At 44.8% G+C, this 15720-nt stretch carries 16 protein-coding genes; 6 read left to right on the top strand and 10 right to left on the bottom strand.

Translation table 11 applies throughout. The annotated features are described in order from the left end of the window. Window positions 1-123 precede the first annotated feature (123 nt). The gene (locus HYN43_RS17520; RefSeq protein WP_119410583.1) at window positions 124-1011 is read right to left on the bottom strand and encodes a 1-aminocyclopropane-1-carboxylate deaminase/D-cysteine desulfhydrase; all 888 of its coding nucleotides are present in this window, start codon (window positions 1009-1011) and stop codon (window positions 124-126) included. Between the two features lie 75 nt (window positions 1012-1086). Here HYN43_RS17520 and HYN43_RS17515 point away from each other — a divergent pair, with 75 nt between their 5' ends. Together HYN43_RS17515 and HYN43_RS17510 are read left to right on the top strand one after the other, a co-directional pair. Then, window positions 1087-2124, top strand: a complete 1038-nt coding sequence (locus tag HYN43_RS17515) for an RluA family pseudouridine synthase (RefSeq protein ID WP_119410582.1) — start codon at window positions 1087-1089, stop codon at window positions 2122-2124. A gap of 69 nt (window positions 2125-2193) precedes the next feature. Further along, complete coding sequence (locus HYN43_RS17510; RefSeq protein WP_119410581.1) at window positions 2194-3030, top strand: aminotransferase class IV; 837 nt, start codon at window positions 2194-2196, stop codon at window positions 3028-3030. A gap of 84 nt (window positions 3031-3114) precedes the next feature. On the opposite strand, the gene HYN43_RS17505 is transcribed toward HYN43_RS17510, so the two are convergent. Next, window positions 3115-3915, bottom strand: a complete 801-nt coding sequence (locus HYN43_RS17505) for a DUF3050 domain-containing protein (RefSeq protein ID WP_119410580.1) — start codon at window positions 3913-3915, stop codon at window positions 3115-3117. 151 nt (window positions 3916-4066) lie between these two features. On the opposite strand from HYN43_RS17505, the gene HYN43_RS17500 reads away from it, so the two are divergent. After that, window positions 4067-4693: a hypothetical protein gene (locus tag HYN43_RS17500; RefSeq protein WP_119410579.1), complete on the top strand. Its 627-nt coding sequence runs from the start codon at window positions 4067-4069 to the stop codon at window positions 4691-4693. A 53-nt stretch (window positions 4694-4746) separates the two neighbouring features. Further along, complete coding sequence (tnpA, locus tag HYN43_RS17495; RefSeq protein WP_119410578.1) at window positions 4747-5214, top strand: IS200/IS605 family transposase; 468 nt, start codon at window positions 4747-4749, stop codon at window positions 5212-5214. Window positions 5215-5703: 489 nt separating this feature from the next. Here tnpA and fmt read toward each other — a convergent pair whose 3' ends face one another. Both fmt and HYN43_RS17485 read right to left on the bottom strand, forming a co-directional pair. Further along, the gene (gene fmt / locus HYN43_RS17490; RefSeq protein WP_162996535.1) at window positions 5704-6621 is read right to left on the bottom strand and encodes a methionyl-tRNA formyltransferase; all 918 of its coding nucleotides are present in this window, start codon (window positions 6619-6621) and stop codon (window positions 5704-5706) included. Window positions 6622-6652: 31 nt separating this feature from the next. Further along, entirely contained in the window at window positions 6653-7891 is a 1239-nt protein-coding gene (locus HYN43_RS17485; protein WP_119411267.1) for an exo-beta-N-acetylmuramidase NamZ family protein, read from the bottom strand. Between the two features lie 89 nt (window positions 7892-7980). Between HYN43_RS17485 and HYN43_RS17480 the strand changes: the two genes are divergently transcribed. Next, a complete protein-coding gene (locus tag HYN43_RS17480) occupies window positions 7981-9201 on the top strand; it encodes an ABC transporter permease (protein WP_119410576.1) in 1221 nt (406 codons plus the stop codon). A gap of 265 nt (window positions 9202-9466) precedes the next feature. On the opposite strand, the gene HYN43_RS17475 is transcribed toward HYN43_RS17480, so the two are convergent. The 5 genes from HYN43_RS17475 to mazG form a co-directional block, all read right to left on the bottom strand. Then, the gene (locus tag HYN43_RS17475; protein WP_119410575.1) at window positions 9467-10219 is read right to left on the bottom strand and encodes an outer membrane beta-barrel protein; all 753 of its coding nucleotides are present in this window, start codon (window positions 10217-10219) and stop codon (window positions 9467-9469) included. Continuing rightward, window positions 10216-11724, bottom strand: a complete 1509-nt coding sequence (locus HYN43_RS17470; protein WP_119410574.1) for an outer membrane beta-barrel protein — start codon at window positions 11722-11724, stop codon at window positions 10216-10218. Before HYN43_RS17470 ends, HYN43_RS17475 begins: the two co-directional genes overlap by 4 nt. Beyond that, entirely contained in the window at window positions 11717-12268 is a 552-nt protein-coding gene (locus tag HYN43_RS17465) for an RNA polymerase sigma factor (protein ID WP_119410573.1), read from the bottom strand. The genes HYN43_RS17470 and HYN43_RS17465 overlap by 8 nt, the downstream gene beginning before the upstream one ends. Before the next feature lie 171 nt (window positions 12269-12439). Continuing rightward, on the bottom strand, window positions 12440-12871 hold the full coding sequence (locus HYN43_RS17460) for a hypothetical protein (protein WP_119410572.1): 432 nt from the start codon (window positions 12869-12871) through the stop codon (window positions 12440-12442). An 80-nt stretch (window positions 12872-12951) separates the two neighbouring features. Beyond that, complete coding sequence (gene mazG, locus HYN43_RS17455) at window positions 12952-13755, bottom strand: nucleoside triphosphate pyrophosphohydrolase (RefSeq protein WP_119410571.1); 804 nt, start codon at window positions 13753-13755, stop codon at window positions 12952-12954. Window positions 13756-13893: 138 nt separating this feature from the next. On the opposite strand from mazG, the gene HYN43_RS17450 reads away from it, so the two are divergent. Continuing rightward, window positions 13894-14724, top strand: coding sequence for a hypothetical protein (locus tag HYN43_RS17450; protein WP_119410570.1), 831 nt, complete (start codon window positions 13894-13896; stop codon window positions 14722-14724). Here the strand turns inward: HYN43_RS17450 and mnmC2 are convergent, their stop codons facing one another. Next, on the bottom strand, window positions 14725-15399 hold the full coding sequence (gene mnmC2 / locus HYN43_RS17445) for a tRNA (5-methylaminomethyl-2-thiouridine)(34)-methyltransferase MnmC2 (protein ID WP_119410569.1): 675 nt from the start codon (window positions 15397-15399) through the stop codon (window positions 14725-14727). Window positions 15400-15720: the final 321 nt, after the last annotated feature.

Here is a 15720-nt window from a genome sequence, read left to right as displayed (position 1 = left end):
ATGAAAAATTAAAAAGGACAAGTAAAATTAAAAATGAACACGTAATTCTGAAAATCCTTTAATTCTGTAAATTCTGATTCAGACAAAATCAGCGAAATCAACGTAATCAAAAACATCAACGGTTCAGAACCTATCCTTCATCCCCAACAACCCCCAGATCCCCCCGCTGTGAATAGCTAAAATCTTACTGCCCGGCTCAAATTTGCCTTTTTCAATCAGATCATACAGCGCATACATCATTTTGCCGGTGTAAACAGGTTCGATCAGGATGCCGGTATCTGCCACAAAATTTTTAATAAAACTGATCAGTTCATGGTTGGCTTTACCGTATCCTCCAAAATGGTAATCGGTATAAACATTATAATTTGCCGGATGGGTTAAAAACCGGTCAATCTCATCCTTAATAAAACCACCATTTTTAAACACAGGCACGGCGTTAAATGTTGTTTTATGCTGATGATTGTTTAAGCCGTTAATAATACCCGCTGCTGTTGTACCAGTTCCGCAGGCGCAAAAAATATGATCGTAGATTTCGGGGAGTTCATCTACCAGTTCGCTACACCCCAGAGCACCTTCTGCCGAGGCGCCTCCTTCATCTATAAAAAAGGCTTGCTCATCATCGCCCAAAAACTGCTTAAACAAGGCCGGTTTATCGCGGTAGCTGTCTCTATCTGTAAACTTTAGTTGCATGCCGTGCAGGCGGCATAAAAAAAGGGTGTTGTTATCAACCTGTTCGCCACGGACTATTCCTGTACTTTTAAAACCGAATTTCGCCGCGGCTGCCGCTGTAGCCAGCAGGTGGTTGGAGTACGCCCCGCCAAAGGTTACGAGGTGTGTTTTATGCTGATGCTGAGCTTTTTTCAGCACATACTTTAGCTTGCGCCATTTATTGCCCGATATCATGGGGTGAATCAGATCATCGCGTTTTATGAAAACTTTTACGCCCCGGGCATCAAACATAGGGTTGCTGATGGGCTGTACAGGGCTGAAAATTTCCAGATGGATGTTCATAAAATAATATGGCCTTAATGCTATTGCAATATTACGCTTAACGAACCACAAAAAACGATTACTTTTGCGCCTCAAATGGCATACGAACCCGAACTTATTGAACAGGAAGAACAGGACCTTTATGAACACCTACGCATAGTTGTTGATAAGGGGCAGTCGCTTTTGCGTATTGATAAGTTTTTGATGCATAGGGTAGAGAATGCCTCGCGCAACCGCATCCAGAACGCTATTGAGCTGGGCAACGTGCTGGTGAATGATAAAACCATCAAATCCAGCTATAAAGTAAAGCCTTTGGATGTGATCTCGGTAGTGTTGCCGCACCCACCGCGCGATACCGAAGTTTATCCCGAAAATATCCCCATCAATATTGTTTATGAAGATGATGATGTGCTGGTGGTGGATAAGGAGCCGGGTATGGTGGTACATCCGGGATACAACAATTACACCGGCACGCTGGTTAACGCGCTGGTTTATCATTTCCAGCAATTGCCTACTTTGCCGGGTAACGATGGCAGGCCGGGCCTGGTGCACCGTATTGATAAAGATACCTCGGGCTTACTGCTCATCAGCAAAAACGAGCGCGCCATGACCTGGCTGGCCAAACAGTTTTTTGATCATACCATTACCCGCAAATACATTGCGCTGGTTTGGGGTGATTTGCCCGAAGACGGCACGGTAACCGGCTACATTGGCCGTAGTGTTGCCGATAGAAGGGTAATGTCGATATATGATGACCCGGAAAAGGGTAAATGGTCGGTAACGCATTATAAAGTTTTGGAGCGGATGGGCTATGTTACGCTGATAGAATGCCAGCTGGAAACGGGGCGCACCCACCAGATCAGGGCGCACATGCGGCATATCGGTCACCCGTTGTTTAGCGATGCTACTTATGGGGGCGACAAAATTTTGAAGGGCACCAGCTTCAGCAAATACAAACAGTTTGTTGAAAATTGTTTCGCGCTGATGCCGCGGCAGGCGCTGCACGCCCAAACTTTAGGCTTTTTACATCCTACGTTAAAGAAACAGGTACACTTTGAATCGCCGCTGCCGGCCGATTTTGAAGCCGTACTGGCTAAATGGCGAAAGTATAGTGATACGGATAACAGGGAATAATACGTTTTAACAGAAACAGCCATTCAACAATTAATCAGCAGCCTTTAATTATATCTACCTGTTTATAACATGATGCCCGTATTCATCAATTTTAACGGCGAATATCTACCGCAAAACACACCGCTGTTAAGCATCGGTAACCGGGGCTTTAAATATGGCGACGGCCTGTTTGAAAGCATGCGGCTGATGAAAGGCAAACTACAATTTGCCGAATTACATGCCGACAGGCTGCAACGCGGCATGAAAGCCCTCAAAATTGACGGCTACTCGCAAATGGATACCTGGTTTTTAAACGGAATAGTAAGCGAACTGGCCCGCCGCAATAAAGTAAAACACGGCAGGTTGCGCCTAACCGTTTACCGAGATGCCGAGGGATTGTACACGCCAACCCAAAACAAAATGGGCTATTGCCTGGAGCTTACCCCCAGCGAAGAACCCCGCTATTTTTTAAACGAGCGCGGCCTGATTATGGATGTTTTTACCGATTTGCCAAAGCCGTCCAACTACCTATCCAACATCAAAACCTGCAACTCGCTTATTTATGTAATGGCAAGTTTGCATAAAACTCAAAATAAGCTGGATGATGTTTTTTTGCTTAACCAAAACGGCAATTTATGCGAGGCCAGCAGCTCCAATATTTTTATTAACTACCAAAACCACCTGTATACCCCGGCCTTAAGCGAGGGTTGCGTTGAAGGCGTAATGCGCCAGGTAGTGATTAAACTGGCCGAAGAAAATAACATCCCCCTAACCGAAGCCCAGATAAACCCCGATATTTTGTATGAGGCCGATGAGGTATTTTTAACCAACGCCACCCGCGGCATTCAAACCGTAATGGGTTTTGGGGTGAGGCGGTATTTTAATAAGTACAGTAAGGTGCTGATGGATGAGTTGAATAAGCTGTAGTAGCCCCACCCAACCTCCCCGGCAGGGAGGGCTTTTGAGAATATTTTATCGTGCAAATAAAAAGTCTCCCCTACCGGGGGAGATTTAGAGGGGGCTGCTCACCTCCTGCACTTTTATCGCCTCAAATATCCCATCCCAAAGCGCAATCCGTGCCTGCAAAGCTTCTTTAACTGCTTCGGTAGCCTCCGCCCATTTGTTATCATCATCGCCGCAAAGTTCGGCTGTCATCTGGTAGGCCAGTTGCGAGTGGTGGTCGCCGTCAACTTCAATATGGCGCTCAAGGTAATAGAGTAAAATATCAACTTTGCCCGGTAACTGTTGGCTAAGTTCTTTAACAATGCTTACAAACATTTCGGGGATCAGATCTTCACGGCCAAAAGTAAATACCGCAGCCTGCAGGTAATCTTTATTGGTGTTGATCACCTCGAAAGTATGATGCACAAAGTTGCGTGCCGCCACGGGGATATCGGCAATAATCAGCGCTTCATCTACATGTTTACCAAAATGCAGTTCGTTAAACAGGTTGCTTATTCCTTTTGCCTCGCTGCCGGCCTGTTGCATGGCGCGCAAATACAACTCGAAATGGCTTGCACGGTTGCCCTGCTCGTCGATATCGCTTTCTTCGCCGGCAACAATTTCGTTAATCAGGTAGCGGGTATTGGCATTGCCGGTTGGCATCCACGGGGTAACGGTACAGGTAAGCTTTTGCTGCAAGGCTTTTAAAAGCGACATAAAATCCCAAACGGCAAAAACATGGTGCTCCATAAAAACGGTAAGCTCATCAAGCGAGGTAATGTTTTTATAAAGCGCGTGGTTGATAAGTTTATCGCGTAAAGGTTGGATGTTGTTTTTTAAAGCTGTAATGCGGTTGCTATAATCTGCCATGCGTTTCACTTAATTTATTTGGAGGGCAAAGATATGAAATAGGGTGGTAACGAGGCGGATGGATATTTGTTTTGACAACAAGGTGATGAGCCGATTGTTATTTAGGGAGTAACAATTTTGAGTATCCGGTATCTATGTTTTATATTTAATTATGAAAGCCAATACCTTGTTACCCGCCATCCTTTTATTTATTTGCACGGCCTGCAATAACACAGAAAAAAACAACGCCCAGGTACAGAACAATGCACCCAAGGCATTACAGGATAAAATTGCGGATCCCGAGTTTTCGAGCATCAAAAATTCGCGGGGTGCTACCCTGGTTGATGATATTTATGCAGATCAACTACAAAAGCGGCCCGAGCTACAGAAACTGGAAGATTTGATCCGGCATTTTGACGAAGGTGCACCTGATAGCCTGATGCAGTTTGACCACTACAACAGAAAATCGGAGGCTTATTATGGATCGGCGGGAAATCTTTTATTAAGTATAAAAGATACTGTTTTAAGGGCGCATTTTAAAGAGATCATCGATCAAAGTCAGCATAAATATAAAGATACAATCAGCCAGTTTTCGGTTTTGATAAATCATATCGATAGTAACCGAGCCAGGGTTGGTGATTATCACCTTGCGCTGAAACTGGCCGTAACCTTGCCAATAATAGAACGTTACCAGTTTGAAAACCTTCCCGATTTAAAAAGCACGGCCAATATTGCCAATGAAGCGCAAGGTTTAAAGGTGAAAGCGATGCAATTGGTAAATAAGAACCGGGTTAAATAAATAGGTATTGGATTTTATTTTAAGCTGATTAAACAACTTGGTTACTAAATATCATGGCAAGTAATAACACGTATACGCAATTATATGTTCATATTGTCTTCGCAGTAAAATTCCGTTTAGCTTTAATTGATGACAGTTGGGCCGAACGACTGCGGATGTATATCTCATCCATTGTTCAAAACCAGGGACATAAGTTGGTCGCTATTAATAACATGCCTGATCACTTACACTTATTTATAGGACACAGCCCCAACCAATCGCTGGTTGATTTGGTAAGAATTGTTAAAAGTGATTCATCAGAATGGATAAATAAAGAGAAGTTAACAAAAAGTAAATTTAAATGGCAGGAAGGGTACGGCGCTTTTACGCACAGTCGTTCGCAGGTTGATAAGGTTGTCAAATATATCTCAAATCAGCAGGAGCACCACAAAAAGAAAACATTGGCTGAAGAATTCAGGAAAATATTAAAAGGTTTTGATGTTGAATTTGATGAACGGTTTATTTTTAAACCACTCGAATAGGCATTTTGTTGAATTGTGGCGGCTGTTGTTGAGCCCCTCTGGGGCTCGGATGCAACGCGGTTATGTTTTTCTACAAACCTTTTCCCCCTCTGGGGGATTTTATCAGCAAAATAATTAATGAGTGATCCAAAAGGATAAAATGTTTGTAACAAAAATTATCAAATACCCCCCACAGGGGAAAAGGTTTTAAGACAAACTGGACATATGTGTTATCTGCCCCAGAGGGGCAAAACCTAACCCGAATAGGCATTTTGTTGAATTGCGGCGGTGGTTGTTGAGCCCTTATGGGGTTTGGATGCAAGGGCGTTATGTTTTTCTACAAACCTTTCCCCCCTCTGGGGGATCATTAGATTTTGTATACCATGTGAAATTCACTGCCCCAGAGGGGCAAAAGGTTTGTAGAAAATAACAGAAAAGGTTTCTTTGCCCCAGAGGGGCAAAACTTAACCGCCATATCCTACAATCAATGTTAAGTCCTTGAGAAGGTGCCTACAACTTCACCCCCCTCAAAAAGTCCTCAATCCCCATCCGCTTTTTTCCCTCCAGCTGCACATCTGTTAAACTAACCAACCCATCCTTAGCTGCAAACTTCAAATACGTTTTGTTATCCGTTAAAAAGCCGCCGGGTTTAATAGCAGGTTCAGAAAGCTCAAACTCCGATGCGTAAACTTTCAGCACCTTACCGTTAAGCTCGGTATAAGCCGTAGGCACCGGGCTTAGCCCGCGGATTTTATTGTATATCGCTTCGGCAGGCTGTGTCCAATCTATCAGGCAATCTTCCTTAAAAATTTTGGGTGCGTGTTTCAGTTCGGTGCCTTCGGTAAGGGCGGCCTGCGGGTGCTCATTATAGCGACCGCTTTCAACTGCCTTTACGGTTTTTACCAGGATACCGGCACCTTTGTTCATCAGCCTGTCGTGCAGTTCGCCGGCATCTTCGTGGCCGGTGAGGGTTATTTTTTCGGTAAACAGGATGTTACCGGTATCAATTTCATGTTTCAGGAAAAAGGTGGTAACGCCGCTTTCTTTTTCGCCGTTTATAAGCGCCCAGTTAATAGGGGCGGCACCACGGTATTGCGGCAATAATGAAGCATGCAGGTTGATGGTGCCTTTAGGTGGCATATTCCAAACGCTTTCGGGCAGCATTCTGAACGCTACTACCACCTGTAAATCGGCCTGGAGCGCTTTGAGCTCGGCTAAAAACTCTTCGTTCTTTAATTTTTCGGGCTGTAATACTTTTAAGCCATTAGCAACAGCATATTGCTTAACGGCCGATTCGGCAACTTTTTGCCCGCGGCCGGCAGGCTTATCAGGAGCGGTAACTACGGCAACAACGTCGCAGCCGGCGGTAATTAAAGCATCTAAGGAGGCAACAGCAAACTGGGGGGTACCCATAAATATAATTCTCATAGTATGTTTAGGTAAATGATGTTATTTTTTGTTATTCGTATAATAAATATTTTTTGCGTGTAACTTTAAATTTATCCAAACCTGGTTGCCAGCTTTTCCTGATGGCGGCCTCGGTTTCGCCTGCTTCAATCTGTTTGCGTAATTGGGCGGTGCCCGCAAGTTTGGTGAAATAGGCGTTAAAAAAATGCTCCTTATCGGGCATGGCCTTATATAACTCTATGAGCCAGTTTAGGTTAATTGAGCCCATTGCCCTCACCTCATCTGCCGACATTTTTTCCAGATCAATACCAAAACATTCCTGGTCTTTCTGCGGCGGGTTTTCGCTCATACCCGGGATACTTTTCGGCGTAAACGAAAAACTGTATTTGCCTTTCAGCAAGGGGTGTCCAATCTGTACAAAGGGCAGCATAGTACCTCTGCCCAGGCTAAAAGTTGTTCCCTCAAACAAACAGGTACTTGGGTACAGCAATACCGACAGATCGGTATTTAAATTAGGCGAAGGGTTTACCGGCAATTTATAATACAGGCTATGCTTATAATTTGCCACTTTAATAATATTCAGTTTACATTTAACCCCGTTTTTCAGCCAGCCTTCGCCGTTTATCATCTGGGCGTATTCGCCAATGGTCATGCCGTGGGCAATAGGGATGGTGTGCATGCCTACAAATGATCGGTAAGCGGTATCAAGTATCGGCCCGTCAATGAGATAGCCGTTGGGGTTGGGGCGGTCAAATATCATCAGCTCTACGTTGTTTTCGGCGCAGGCCTCCATTACGTAATGCAGGGTTGATATATAGGTATAAAACCGGGTGCCAACATCCTGTATGTCAAATATCATCAGGTCGATGCCTTTTAAATCATCAGCTGTAGGCTTGTAATGTTTATTGCCATATAGCGAGATCACCGGCAAACCGGTTTTAGGGTCGTTGGCATCATTAACGCTGGCACCGTTGCTGGCGTTGCCCCTAAAGCCGTGTTCAGGCCCGAAGATCTTTTTGATAGGAATACCTAAATGCAACAAACTATCAACACTGGGTGTAAGGTTTTTACCAATAACCGAGGTTTGATTCACTACCATTCCGATATTTTTTCCCTTAATATAGTCAATATAAAGCGAAATCTGGTCGGCACCGGTTATTATTCCGGTATTTATTTTATTTTTTTGGGTTGATGGTATTTTATCCGTTTTGCGGTTACCGGCTTGGCTGCAGGCAGTATGCGTAAGTAAAAAGGCTATTAGGGTGTACTGCAAAAATGTTTTGAACTTCATGATAAAATATTGAGTTGAAACAATTTTAAAAATAGCAGGTTTAACAGCAAAAACCGCATATTTGCGAAGGTACAAAAAAACAATCTGCATTGAGTTTCGCCTCCTTTATATCATCCCGCATTACCTTTAAATCAAAACGTACATTTTCAAAACTGATTGTACGTATTGCAATTATCGGCATTATGCTGGGCCTTGGTGTAATGATACTGTCGCTTGCTATAGTTAAAGGATTTAAACACGAAATACGCAATAAAGTTCGCGGTTTTGGCGGCGATATCCGTGTGGTTAAGTTCGATCTCAATAATTCGTACGAGAGTTCGCCTGTTGAAACCGACCCTGTTTTTGAAAAACGCGCGCTTAAAAGTCCCTATATCTCGCGCATGATGCCGGTAGCCACCAAACCGGGCATCATCAAAGCCAATAACGAAATTGAAGGTGTTGTGCTAAAAGGTGTTGATAAAACTTACGATTGGGCCTATTTTAAAACTACGCTGGTTGCAGGCGGGATGATCAATTTTGCCGATTCGGTTGAGGCACAGAAGGAGGTTATGATATCGCAAACCACGGCCGACCGCCTTAAACTGAAAGTAGGGGATAAACTGCTGATGTATTTTATTCAGGAACCCCTGCGCAAACGCCAGTTTAAGGTAAAAGGCATTTTTAACGTAGGGGTAGAAGAGATTGACAAAACCTTTGTGATAGGTTCACTATCGCTGGTTAACCGCCTTAACGACTGGAAGCCTAACGAAATTGGCCAATACGAGATCCGGGTATCCGATTTTGATCATTTGGCCGATGCTGCCGAAGCGTTAAACTCTTTCCTCCCAGTAAAACTAAAATCCTACACCATCGAAGAAGATTACCCCTCGATATTTGAATGGCTTAACCTGCTCGATGTCAATTTTGTGGTGATGCTGGTGCTGATGATGGCGGTTGCGGTTATCAACATGATTTCGGCATTGCTTATCATGATCCTGGAGCGTACGGCCATGATTGGTATGTTTAAAGCGATGGGTGCCAGTAACTGGGAGATCCGTAAAGTATTCCTGATTAATGCCGCATATCTTATTGGCGTAGGCCTGCTATTGGGTAACTTGCTTGGTATTGGCCTCGGTTATTTTCAACAGAAAACCCATTTTTTCGCGCTCGACCAGGCTTCTTATTACATGAAATTTGTACCTGTCGAGTTTAACGCCTTTGATATTATCGCTTTAAATCTCGGCACAATGATGGTGTGTCTGCTGGTACTTATGATCCCTTCATCGCTGGTAAGCCGCATCTCGCCGGTAAAGGCTATTCAGTTTAAGTAGTTTCTGGGAGAGATTAGAGGTTGGAGATTAGAGGTTAGTTGAAAATGTCCTGTCCTCTATAGCGCAAGTCTTGAGCGTTGGGCCAAAGCCAGGCTGACTTGTGCCGGCTTTCGCTTTTAAACGGAGACTTCGTTATAATCACAAGTAATCATCCCGCAGTCCATACCTCAAGACTTGCGCTATTTCGGTATCTATCCAAAAATCCGAAATCGAACATCCGATATTCGAAATTCCTTTATAAAACCATTCACCCAATCAACCATCCTTAAAACAACCTGTAACTCAATCCCAAACGCAGCAACTCGCTGTGCACATCATTTACGCCGCCAATCCAGCCTTTTTTGTAATTGGTAATGCCATGAGCAAAGCTAACGTTTAAGCCGTAGCGGCCGTAAGCAGCTGCCGCGCCAATCCGCAGCCTCACATCGGTGGGCGATTTGGTCCTTTCATAATCAACTTTGTAGGTTTTGCCGTCCTTGTCTTTCGCTTCGCCTTTGTCGCGCGTATTGAGGGCGAAACCAAGATCCATCCCAGGTAAAATATCCAGTTTAACCTTGCTTAGTTTAAAACGGTAGCCTATATACGGGTTAAGGTTGATGGTTTGGTTTTGCAAAGCTACATGGCCGGTTACAGGAAAACTCCAATCGACAGCGGTTATAGGCAGGTACTCGGTTGTTGTAACGGGAGGGATGGGGTAATACCTGTCTGCATTCTCTTTACTTTTTAGCAACTCATAGCTACTCTGCAAACCAAAAATGAATCCGCCTTTTAATACCAGTTGTGCCTGGATGCTGCCGCCATAGCTAAAACCGTTTTTGCTGCCGTAAGGGTTATTGGCACGGTTCATTGGGTCGCCGGTGGTTGAGCCCTGCAATATCATGGTGGTGGATGTGGCCGATGCTCCCGAAAAACGGAATAAACCTGAGGTAGCCTGTACCGAAACTTCTAATTTTTGAGCAAGCAAGGCCTGTCCGCAGCACAATAGCAGCAGCATAGCGGTTAAAAAACGCTTTTTCATTTTTTATGTGTTGTAAAGTTTAGTTTCAGGTTTACGCCGCCGGCACCAAATTTAATTTGCTGCGAGCCGAGGCCATCAAGCGGATATTTAAAAAACGGCTCAATTACAATGCGGTTGCTTTTGCCAACAGGGTAGCCAATACCAAAGGCTACGTTAAGCGTTTTGGCAACATAAAAGCTGTTGAAGCTTTTATGGGTGGTTTCGTCGGCAGGTTGTTGCTGTAAGCCTGCTGCCTGGGCAAGGCCCGGGTAGTTGTAACTTGCGGTATAGGCCTCGTTAACAAAGGTGCCCGAGCTTACGCCGGCCGAAATATAGGTATCGGTTTTTTGCGGGTTAAATTCATATTTAATGTTTACCGGGATGTCAAGACCAACCAGTTTGGCATTATAATTTTTTATTGACGGCGTGGCGGATACCTTGCTAAAATCGGCCACATTATTATATGCCGTAGTTAATGCCGGCGAAAACGATACAGCTTCGCGGGCATTTGATGGCTGCTGCTGATCGTAATTTAGCGTATTTTGCGCAATAGCCACACCGGTTGCAAGCTTAATGTTTTTACTCAGCCTGATCTCGGATGTAATACCCGCACCGGCGTTAACCTGGTTTTGACTGCCCTTGGCGTAGTTAAAAAATGTAGCTGCATATACGCCAAATTTTACCCGTTTATCGGCGAAATCTTTCTCCACTTTTTTAGGAGCATTATCTTCGCTGGCCAGCAGGGCTTCCATGCTGGTAATTTTGGGCTTCGGCTTTACAATTACAGGCGATACTGCTGCGTTTGATGCTGCATTACCTTTATTGATTTGGCTGTTAGATACCGAAGGCTGTACCACCGCCGGATTTACAGCATACTGAGGCTCATTTGCTTTTGGCAATGTTGATTTTACACTATCGGCATTTTTTGCAGGCGGTGTGATAACAATCGGGTTATTATTGCCTGCTTGTACACCCTGCTGTGTTGTTACTTTAGCAAGCGGCGCCTGTTGCCCCTGGTTTACTGTCGGAATCTGCACCGGCGTAAACGCCCGTACAACTACACCGGGCAGGCCGTTAGCCGGTTTAGATTTAGCCCCTCCGTTTTTGGTAATTGTATTTTGCAGCCCGTTTGTTGCAGCTCCAACTGTAGCCGGGCCTTGGGCAGGAGGCTGCTGGCCGGTACCTGCCTGATTTGAGTCGGCCGTATTTACTGCCGCTGTTTGGGATAAGCCGGTGTCAACAGCGTTATTTTGTTGCTGTGCAGATTGGACAGGTTTAACGGCAATGAGGCCATCACCGGTACGGGCATCTTTTTTATTCAAAACAACCCAGGTACCAATACTTAAAAACAACAGCACAGCCGCTGCCGCGCCCGCCCACCATAGGTAAACCGGACGGCGCTGTTTGTCCTGCACAGGGAAATTCTCCCTGAGCAACAGCCAGCCTTCATCGGCAAAAGTGTCTTCGTAATTATCAAACACTTCCCTGATGCGGTCTCTTAAGTCGTTATCCAACTGGTCATCCATGGTGTGCTTCTTTTCTTAATATATTTCTTAATCTTTCCTTAGCCCGGCTCAGGTAAACGCGCGATGAGCTTACCGGGATACTAAGCATAGTAGCAATTTCTTCATGATCGTAGCCATCAATCTCGTACATGTTAAAAATGGTGCGCTGTATGGCGGGCAGCTCAACCATTAATTTTAATATATCCTGGGCGTTTAAATTATCAACCGGGCCCATGCTGCTCCTGATGGGGGCGGCATTATCCAATTCAACATTTAATTGAAACTTCAGATCCTTCCGCCTCCTGTCTATAGCGGTGTTAACCATGATGGTGCGGAGCCAGGCTTTAAAGGGCTTATCGGTATTATAACTGCCAATGGCGTTAAACACTTTTATAAAAGCATCATTTACAGCCTCGAGGGCATCATCGCGGTTTAAACTGTAACGCAAACTTATACCCATAGCATAGCCATAGAACTGCTTGTACAGCAATTCCTGGTACTTTAAGCTGCCTTTTTTGCATTGCCTTACGATCTCTTCTTCGGTAATGCGAGGGGGTGGATGCATTAAATGTTCTTAGTTCCGCTAAATGTTGTTTTGTTTTATGCCTTTACGCAGCAAATAAACCGAATGATACAAAATAAAAATATTTTTTATAATGCAGATCATTCGCTTATCATAACTGAAAAAAGGCCGACCCTTTACAGGTATCGGCCTGGTAATTAAAACAATAAAAAATTAGTTTATTTTCTTTAAGCCGTACTGTATCCTTACAGTATCACCAGAACCCAGACGTTGCAACACCAAATTACTACCGTCATACCCATATTGGTAAACGTCCTTTAAATGAAATTTAGCTCCGTTACCGGAAGCCACAGTATTTGAATCCACAAACTGGATATAAAGGCTGTTATAAGCAAAAGCACCAAAGCTGGCTACGTGGTGAGGCGTTTCTGCCTGGACCACAAATCTGGATGATGCCGTCAAAGCCACTCTGAAGTTAGTATCCCTTATGGTATCATAGCCCCCAGTACTCTTTTTCAATACCGCTGCAAATACACCCTTAAAGTTACCCTGTGGTTGCGGTATCGGGGTTACATCGCTTTTAGGCGAGCAGGCTACACCTAATGTTAACAATAATGGAAGCAGGTAAAATAAATTACGTTTCATATTTGATCTTATTTAATCTTATCGATTTTTAACCATTACGCACTATAATTACCAAACGCTACAGCCGGTAAATTATTTTTTTAAAGTTTTTTTGCCTCGTCCCAAAAAACATCCATTTCGGCAAGGCTCATATCATGCAGTTGTTTGCCGTTTTCTTTGGCCTTAAGTTCGAGGTACTGAAAACGTTTAATGAATTTTTGATTTGTTTTTTCGAGGGCGTTTTCGGGGTTGATATTGATAAAGCGGGCGTAGTTGATGAGCGAAAACAGCAGATCGCCAAATTCGGCCTCGGCCCGTTCATGGTCTATCGTGCTTTCGTCTTCGGCATTAAACTCGTTCCTGAATTCCTGCATCTCTTCCTCAACCTTGGCCCAAACCTGGCTTTTCTCTTCCCAGTCAAACCCAACACCGCGGGCTTTTTCCTGTATGCGCGATGCTTTTACCAACGCAGGCAACGATGCAGGTACACCGCCCAGTACAGATTTGTTGCCTTCTTTAAGCTTAATCTGTTCCCAGTTGCGTTTCACATCTTCCTCGTTTTGCACTTCGGTATCGCCGTAAATATGCGGGTGACGGTTAATCAGTTTATCGCATACGCCGTTCAGTACATCAGTAATATTAAAATCGTTGGTTTCAGATCCTATTTTGGCGTAAAAAACCAGGTGCAGCATAATATCGCCCAGCTCTTTGCGTATCTCGGGCATATCATGGGCCAGTATGGCATCGCTCAGTTCGTAAGTTTCTTCGATGGTGAGGTGGCGCAAACTTTCAAGCGTTTGCTTTTTATCCCATGGGCAGTTGGCCCTCAGGTCGTCCATTATAATCAGCAGGCGGTTAAAGGCAATGGTAGCGGTTGGGGCGGTTTCGGGAGCTATTAAAGGCATAAATTATTTATAATGAAAATAATACCGTAAAGGTATGATATCGGCTTTAATGAAAACCTTAAGTAACATTAATTTTAAGCTAACATTAATTAATTTTATTAGCCAATTGTTAACACTACCTGTTTTAATCCATTTATTATGATGCGAAAACTATACTTCCCGGTTATTTTGCTGGTTTGCCTGTTTAACACAAGCTATGCACAGCAATCGCCGGGTGGCGATCTGAACAGTACTTTCAGCCAGCCGCAGCCATTTTTATTTACCGTGAGTACCCTTAACCCGCAGGGCCGTAACTGGAGCCTTAACTACTCGGGCGGATATGGCGAGCGTACCGTTACACCGCTTGGCTTTGATGGTGTGGATCAGAATTTTTCGGCCAAGGGATACCTGGGTAATAAATTTACATTGATGGCCATGCTGGGTACAGGTTTCAGTAATAACGGCGGTGTACGCACCCTGCAACAGGCCGAAGTGCTGCGCGATTTTATCGGCGGCAACCAACCCATGGGTTTCAGGGCCGGTGCAAGCCTCGGTTTCAGGCGCGAGTTTAACAGCGATGCGGTGGCTTTTAGCCGCATCACAGCCGCTTACGAGGTAACTAAATGGAAGCTTGGTGCCAATCTGCGTTTTGAAAAAGCTTTTGCTACCAACCGCGATGGCATCGACCTGATTACCAGCGTTGGTGTTCACCGCCATATTTCGGGCCAGTTGTTTGGCGGTTTTGAAGCCGTAGGCCAGGACCTGGAAGGTTTTTGGGAGGCCGACGAAGCCGAAGGCGGTGCCCGCTTACTTATAGGCCCATCACTAAACTATGCCCCGGTTAACTCGCCACTGGCATTTTCGCTTTGCGGCGGTCCCATAATTTATGCCACCCGCAGCGCCGCCACGCAAGGCCAGTTTGCCTACCGCGAGCTGCCAACCACCAATGGCTTCACCCTTAAATTTAACGTGGGCTTCAGGTTTCTATAATCAGAGTTTTACTGCCCGCAGCATTTCGCGTTTGCCAGGTGCTCCGGGCGCTTTTTCAACTTTAAAGCCCATGGCTTTCAGCCTGCGTTTAAGGTTGCCGGTAATGGCGTAGGTAACAAATACTCCGCCGGGTTTTAAAAAGCAAACCGTGTGGCCAATGGCTTCCTCATTCCACATTTCGGGTTGGTGGATGGCGGCGAAGGCATCAAAGTAAACAACATCAAACTGTTGCGCTGATTGAAAATTTAAAAGTGGGGTGTTTGCAATTTGCAGCCGCACCAACTCATTAATATCAACAGTGGCTTTTAAAGCCTGAGGGTAACTGTTGTTGAATTGTTCCCAAAGCAGGGCCGGCACATATTGCTCATAGCCGGTTTGGGCCATCATTTCGTTACCAAGCGGATAGGCCTCTATGCCGGTATAGTTAAGTTTTATTTTATTGTTAGTACATGCATCGGCAGTAAGCAAAAAATTAAGCCCGGTACCAAAGCCAACTTCCAGAATACTTACTGCATCGGTATCATTCCTATCCAAAAAATATTGCAGGCCCGATTTTACAAATACGTGCAAACTCTCCTGCAAAGCCCCGTGGCGCGAGTGATAATGTTCGCCCACTTCGGCATTGTAAATGGTGTTGGAGCCGTCGGCGGTGGTAACTATTTTTAAGTTTGACATGAAAGCTATAGTTGTGTAGCAGCGTCATTGCTTAGTACCCTATAGCGACGCGATTATAAGGTATTGAATGTTTGATATTTTTTTTCAAATGAGCGGTGGCCTGGCAGAAAAGCGGGCCGGGAGTATGGCCCCGCGGGCTGAAGCTTTTTTCTGTCTTGACTTTTGGGTTACTTTTGTGTCAAGACAAAAGTAACAGCCTCCGCGGCAAATGAGCGGCCAATGTTTGTATGATAGGATATGGCCGTTGTGAACCTCTGGAGCCGCCATTGCAAGAGAATTTCGTTTCTTAATTGTAATGTGGGCGTTCCCGTTAGCCAACGG

It is taken from the genome of Mucilaginibacter celer, from assembly GCF_003576455.2.
Classification (GTDB): domain Bacteria; phylum Bacteroidota; class Bacteroidia; order Sphingobacteriales; family Sphingobacteriaceae; genus Mucilaginibacter; species Mucilaginibacter celer.
The sequence above is the reverse complement of the archived record's forward strand: the minus strand, read 5'-3'. Positions and strand labels throughout refer to the sequence as shown.

Coding starts and splice junctions, on each gene's coding strand:
- fmt (WP_162996535.1), bottom strand. CDS start 6,621: ATGAGAATTATATTTATGGGTACCCCCCAGTTTGCTGTTGCCTCCTTA.
- HYN43_RS17470 (WP_119410574.1), bottom strand. CDS start 11,724: ATGGATGACCAGTTGGATAACGACTTAAGAGACCGCATCAGGGAAGTG.
- HYN43_RS17465 (WP_119410573.1), bottom strand. CDS start 12,268: ATGCATCCACCCCCTCGCATTACCGAAGAAGAGATCGTAAGGCAATGC.
- HYN43_RS17475 (WP_119410575.1), bottom strand. CDS start 10,219: ATGAAAAAGCGTTTTTTAACCGCTATGCTGCTGCTATTGTGCTGCGGA.
- mnmC2 (WP_119410569.1), bottom strand. CDS start 15,399: ATGTCAAACTTAAAAATAGTTACCACCGCCGACGGCTCCAACACCATT.
- HYN43_RS17485 (WP_119411267.1), bottom strand. CDS start 7,891: ATGAAGTTCAAAACATTTTTGCAGTACACCCTAATAGCCTTTTTACTT.
- HYN43_RS17520 (WP_119410583.1), bottom strand. CDS start 1,011: ATGAACATCCATCTGGAAATTTTCAGCCCTGTACAGCCCATCAGCAAC.
- HYN43_RS17460 (WP_119410572.1), bottom strand. CDS start 12,871: ATGAAACGTAATTTATTTTACCTGCTTCCATTATTGTTAACATTAGGT.
- HYN43_RS17510 (WP_119410581.1), top strand. CDS start 2,194: ATGATGCCCGTATTCATCAATTTTAACGGCGAATATCTACCGCAAAAC.
- HYN43_RS17450 (WP_119410570.1), top strand. CDS start 13,894: ATGATGCGAAAACTATACTTCCCGGTTATTTTGCTGGTTTGCCTGTTT.
- mazG (WP_119410571.1), bottom strand. CDS start 13,755: ATGCCTTTAATAGCTCCCGAAACCGCCCCAACCGCTACCATTGCCTTT.
- HYN43_RS17515 (WP_119410582.1), top strand. CDS start 1,087: ATGGCATACGAACCCGAACTTATTGAACAGGAAGAACAGGACCTTTAT.
- HYN43_RS17500 (WP_119410579.1), top strand. CDS start 4,067: ATGAAAGCCAATACCTTGTTACCCGCCATCCTTTTATTTATTTGCACG.
- tnpA (WP_119410578.1), top strand. CDS start 4,747: ATGGCAAGTAATAACACGTATACGCAATTATATGTTCATATTGTCTTC.
- HYN43_RS17505 (WP_119410580.1), bottom strand. CDS start 3,915: ATGGCAGATTATAGCAACCGCATTACAGCTTTAAAAAACAACATCCAA.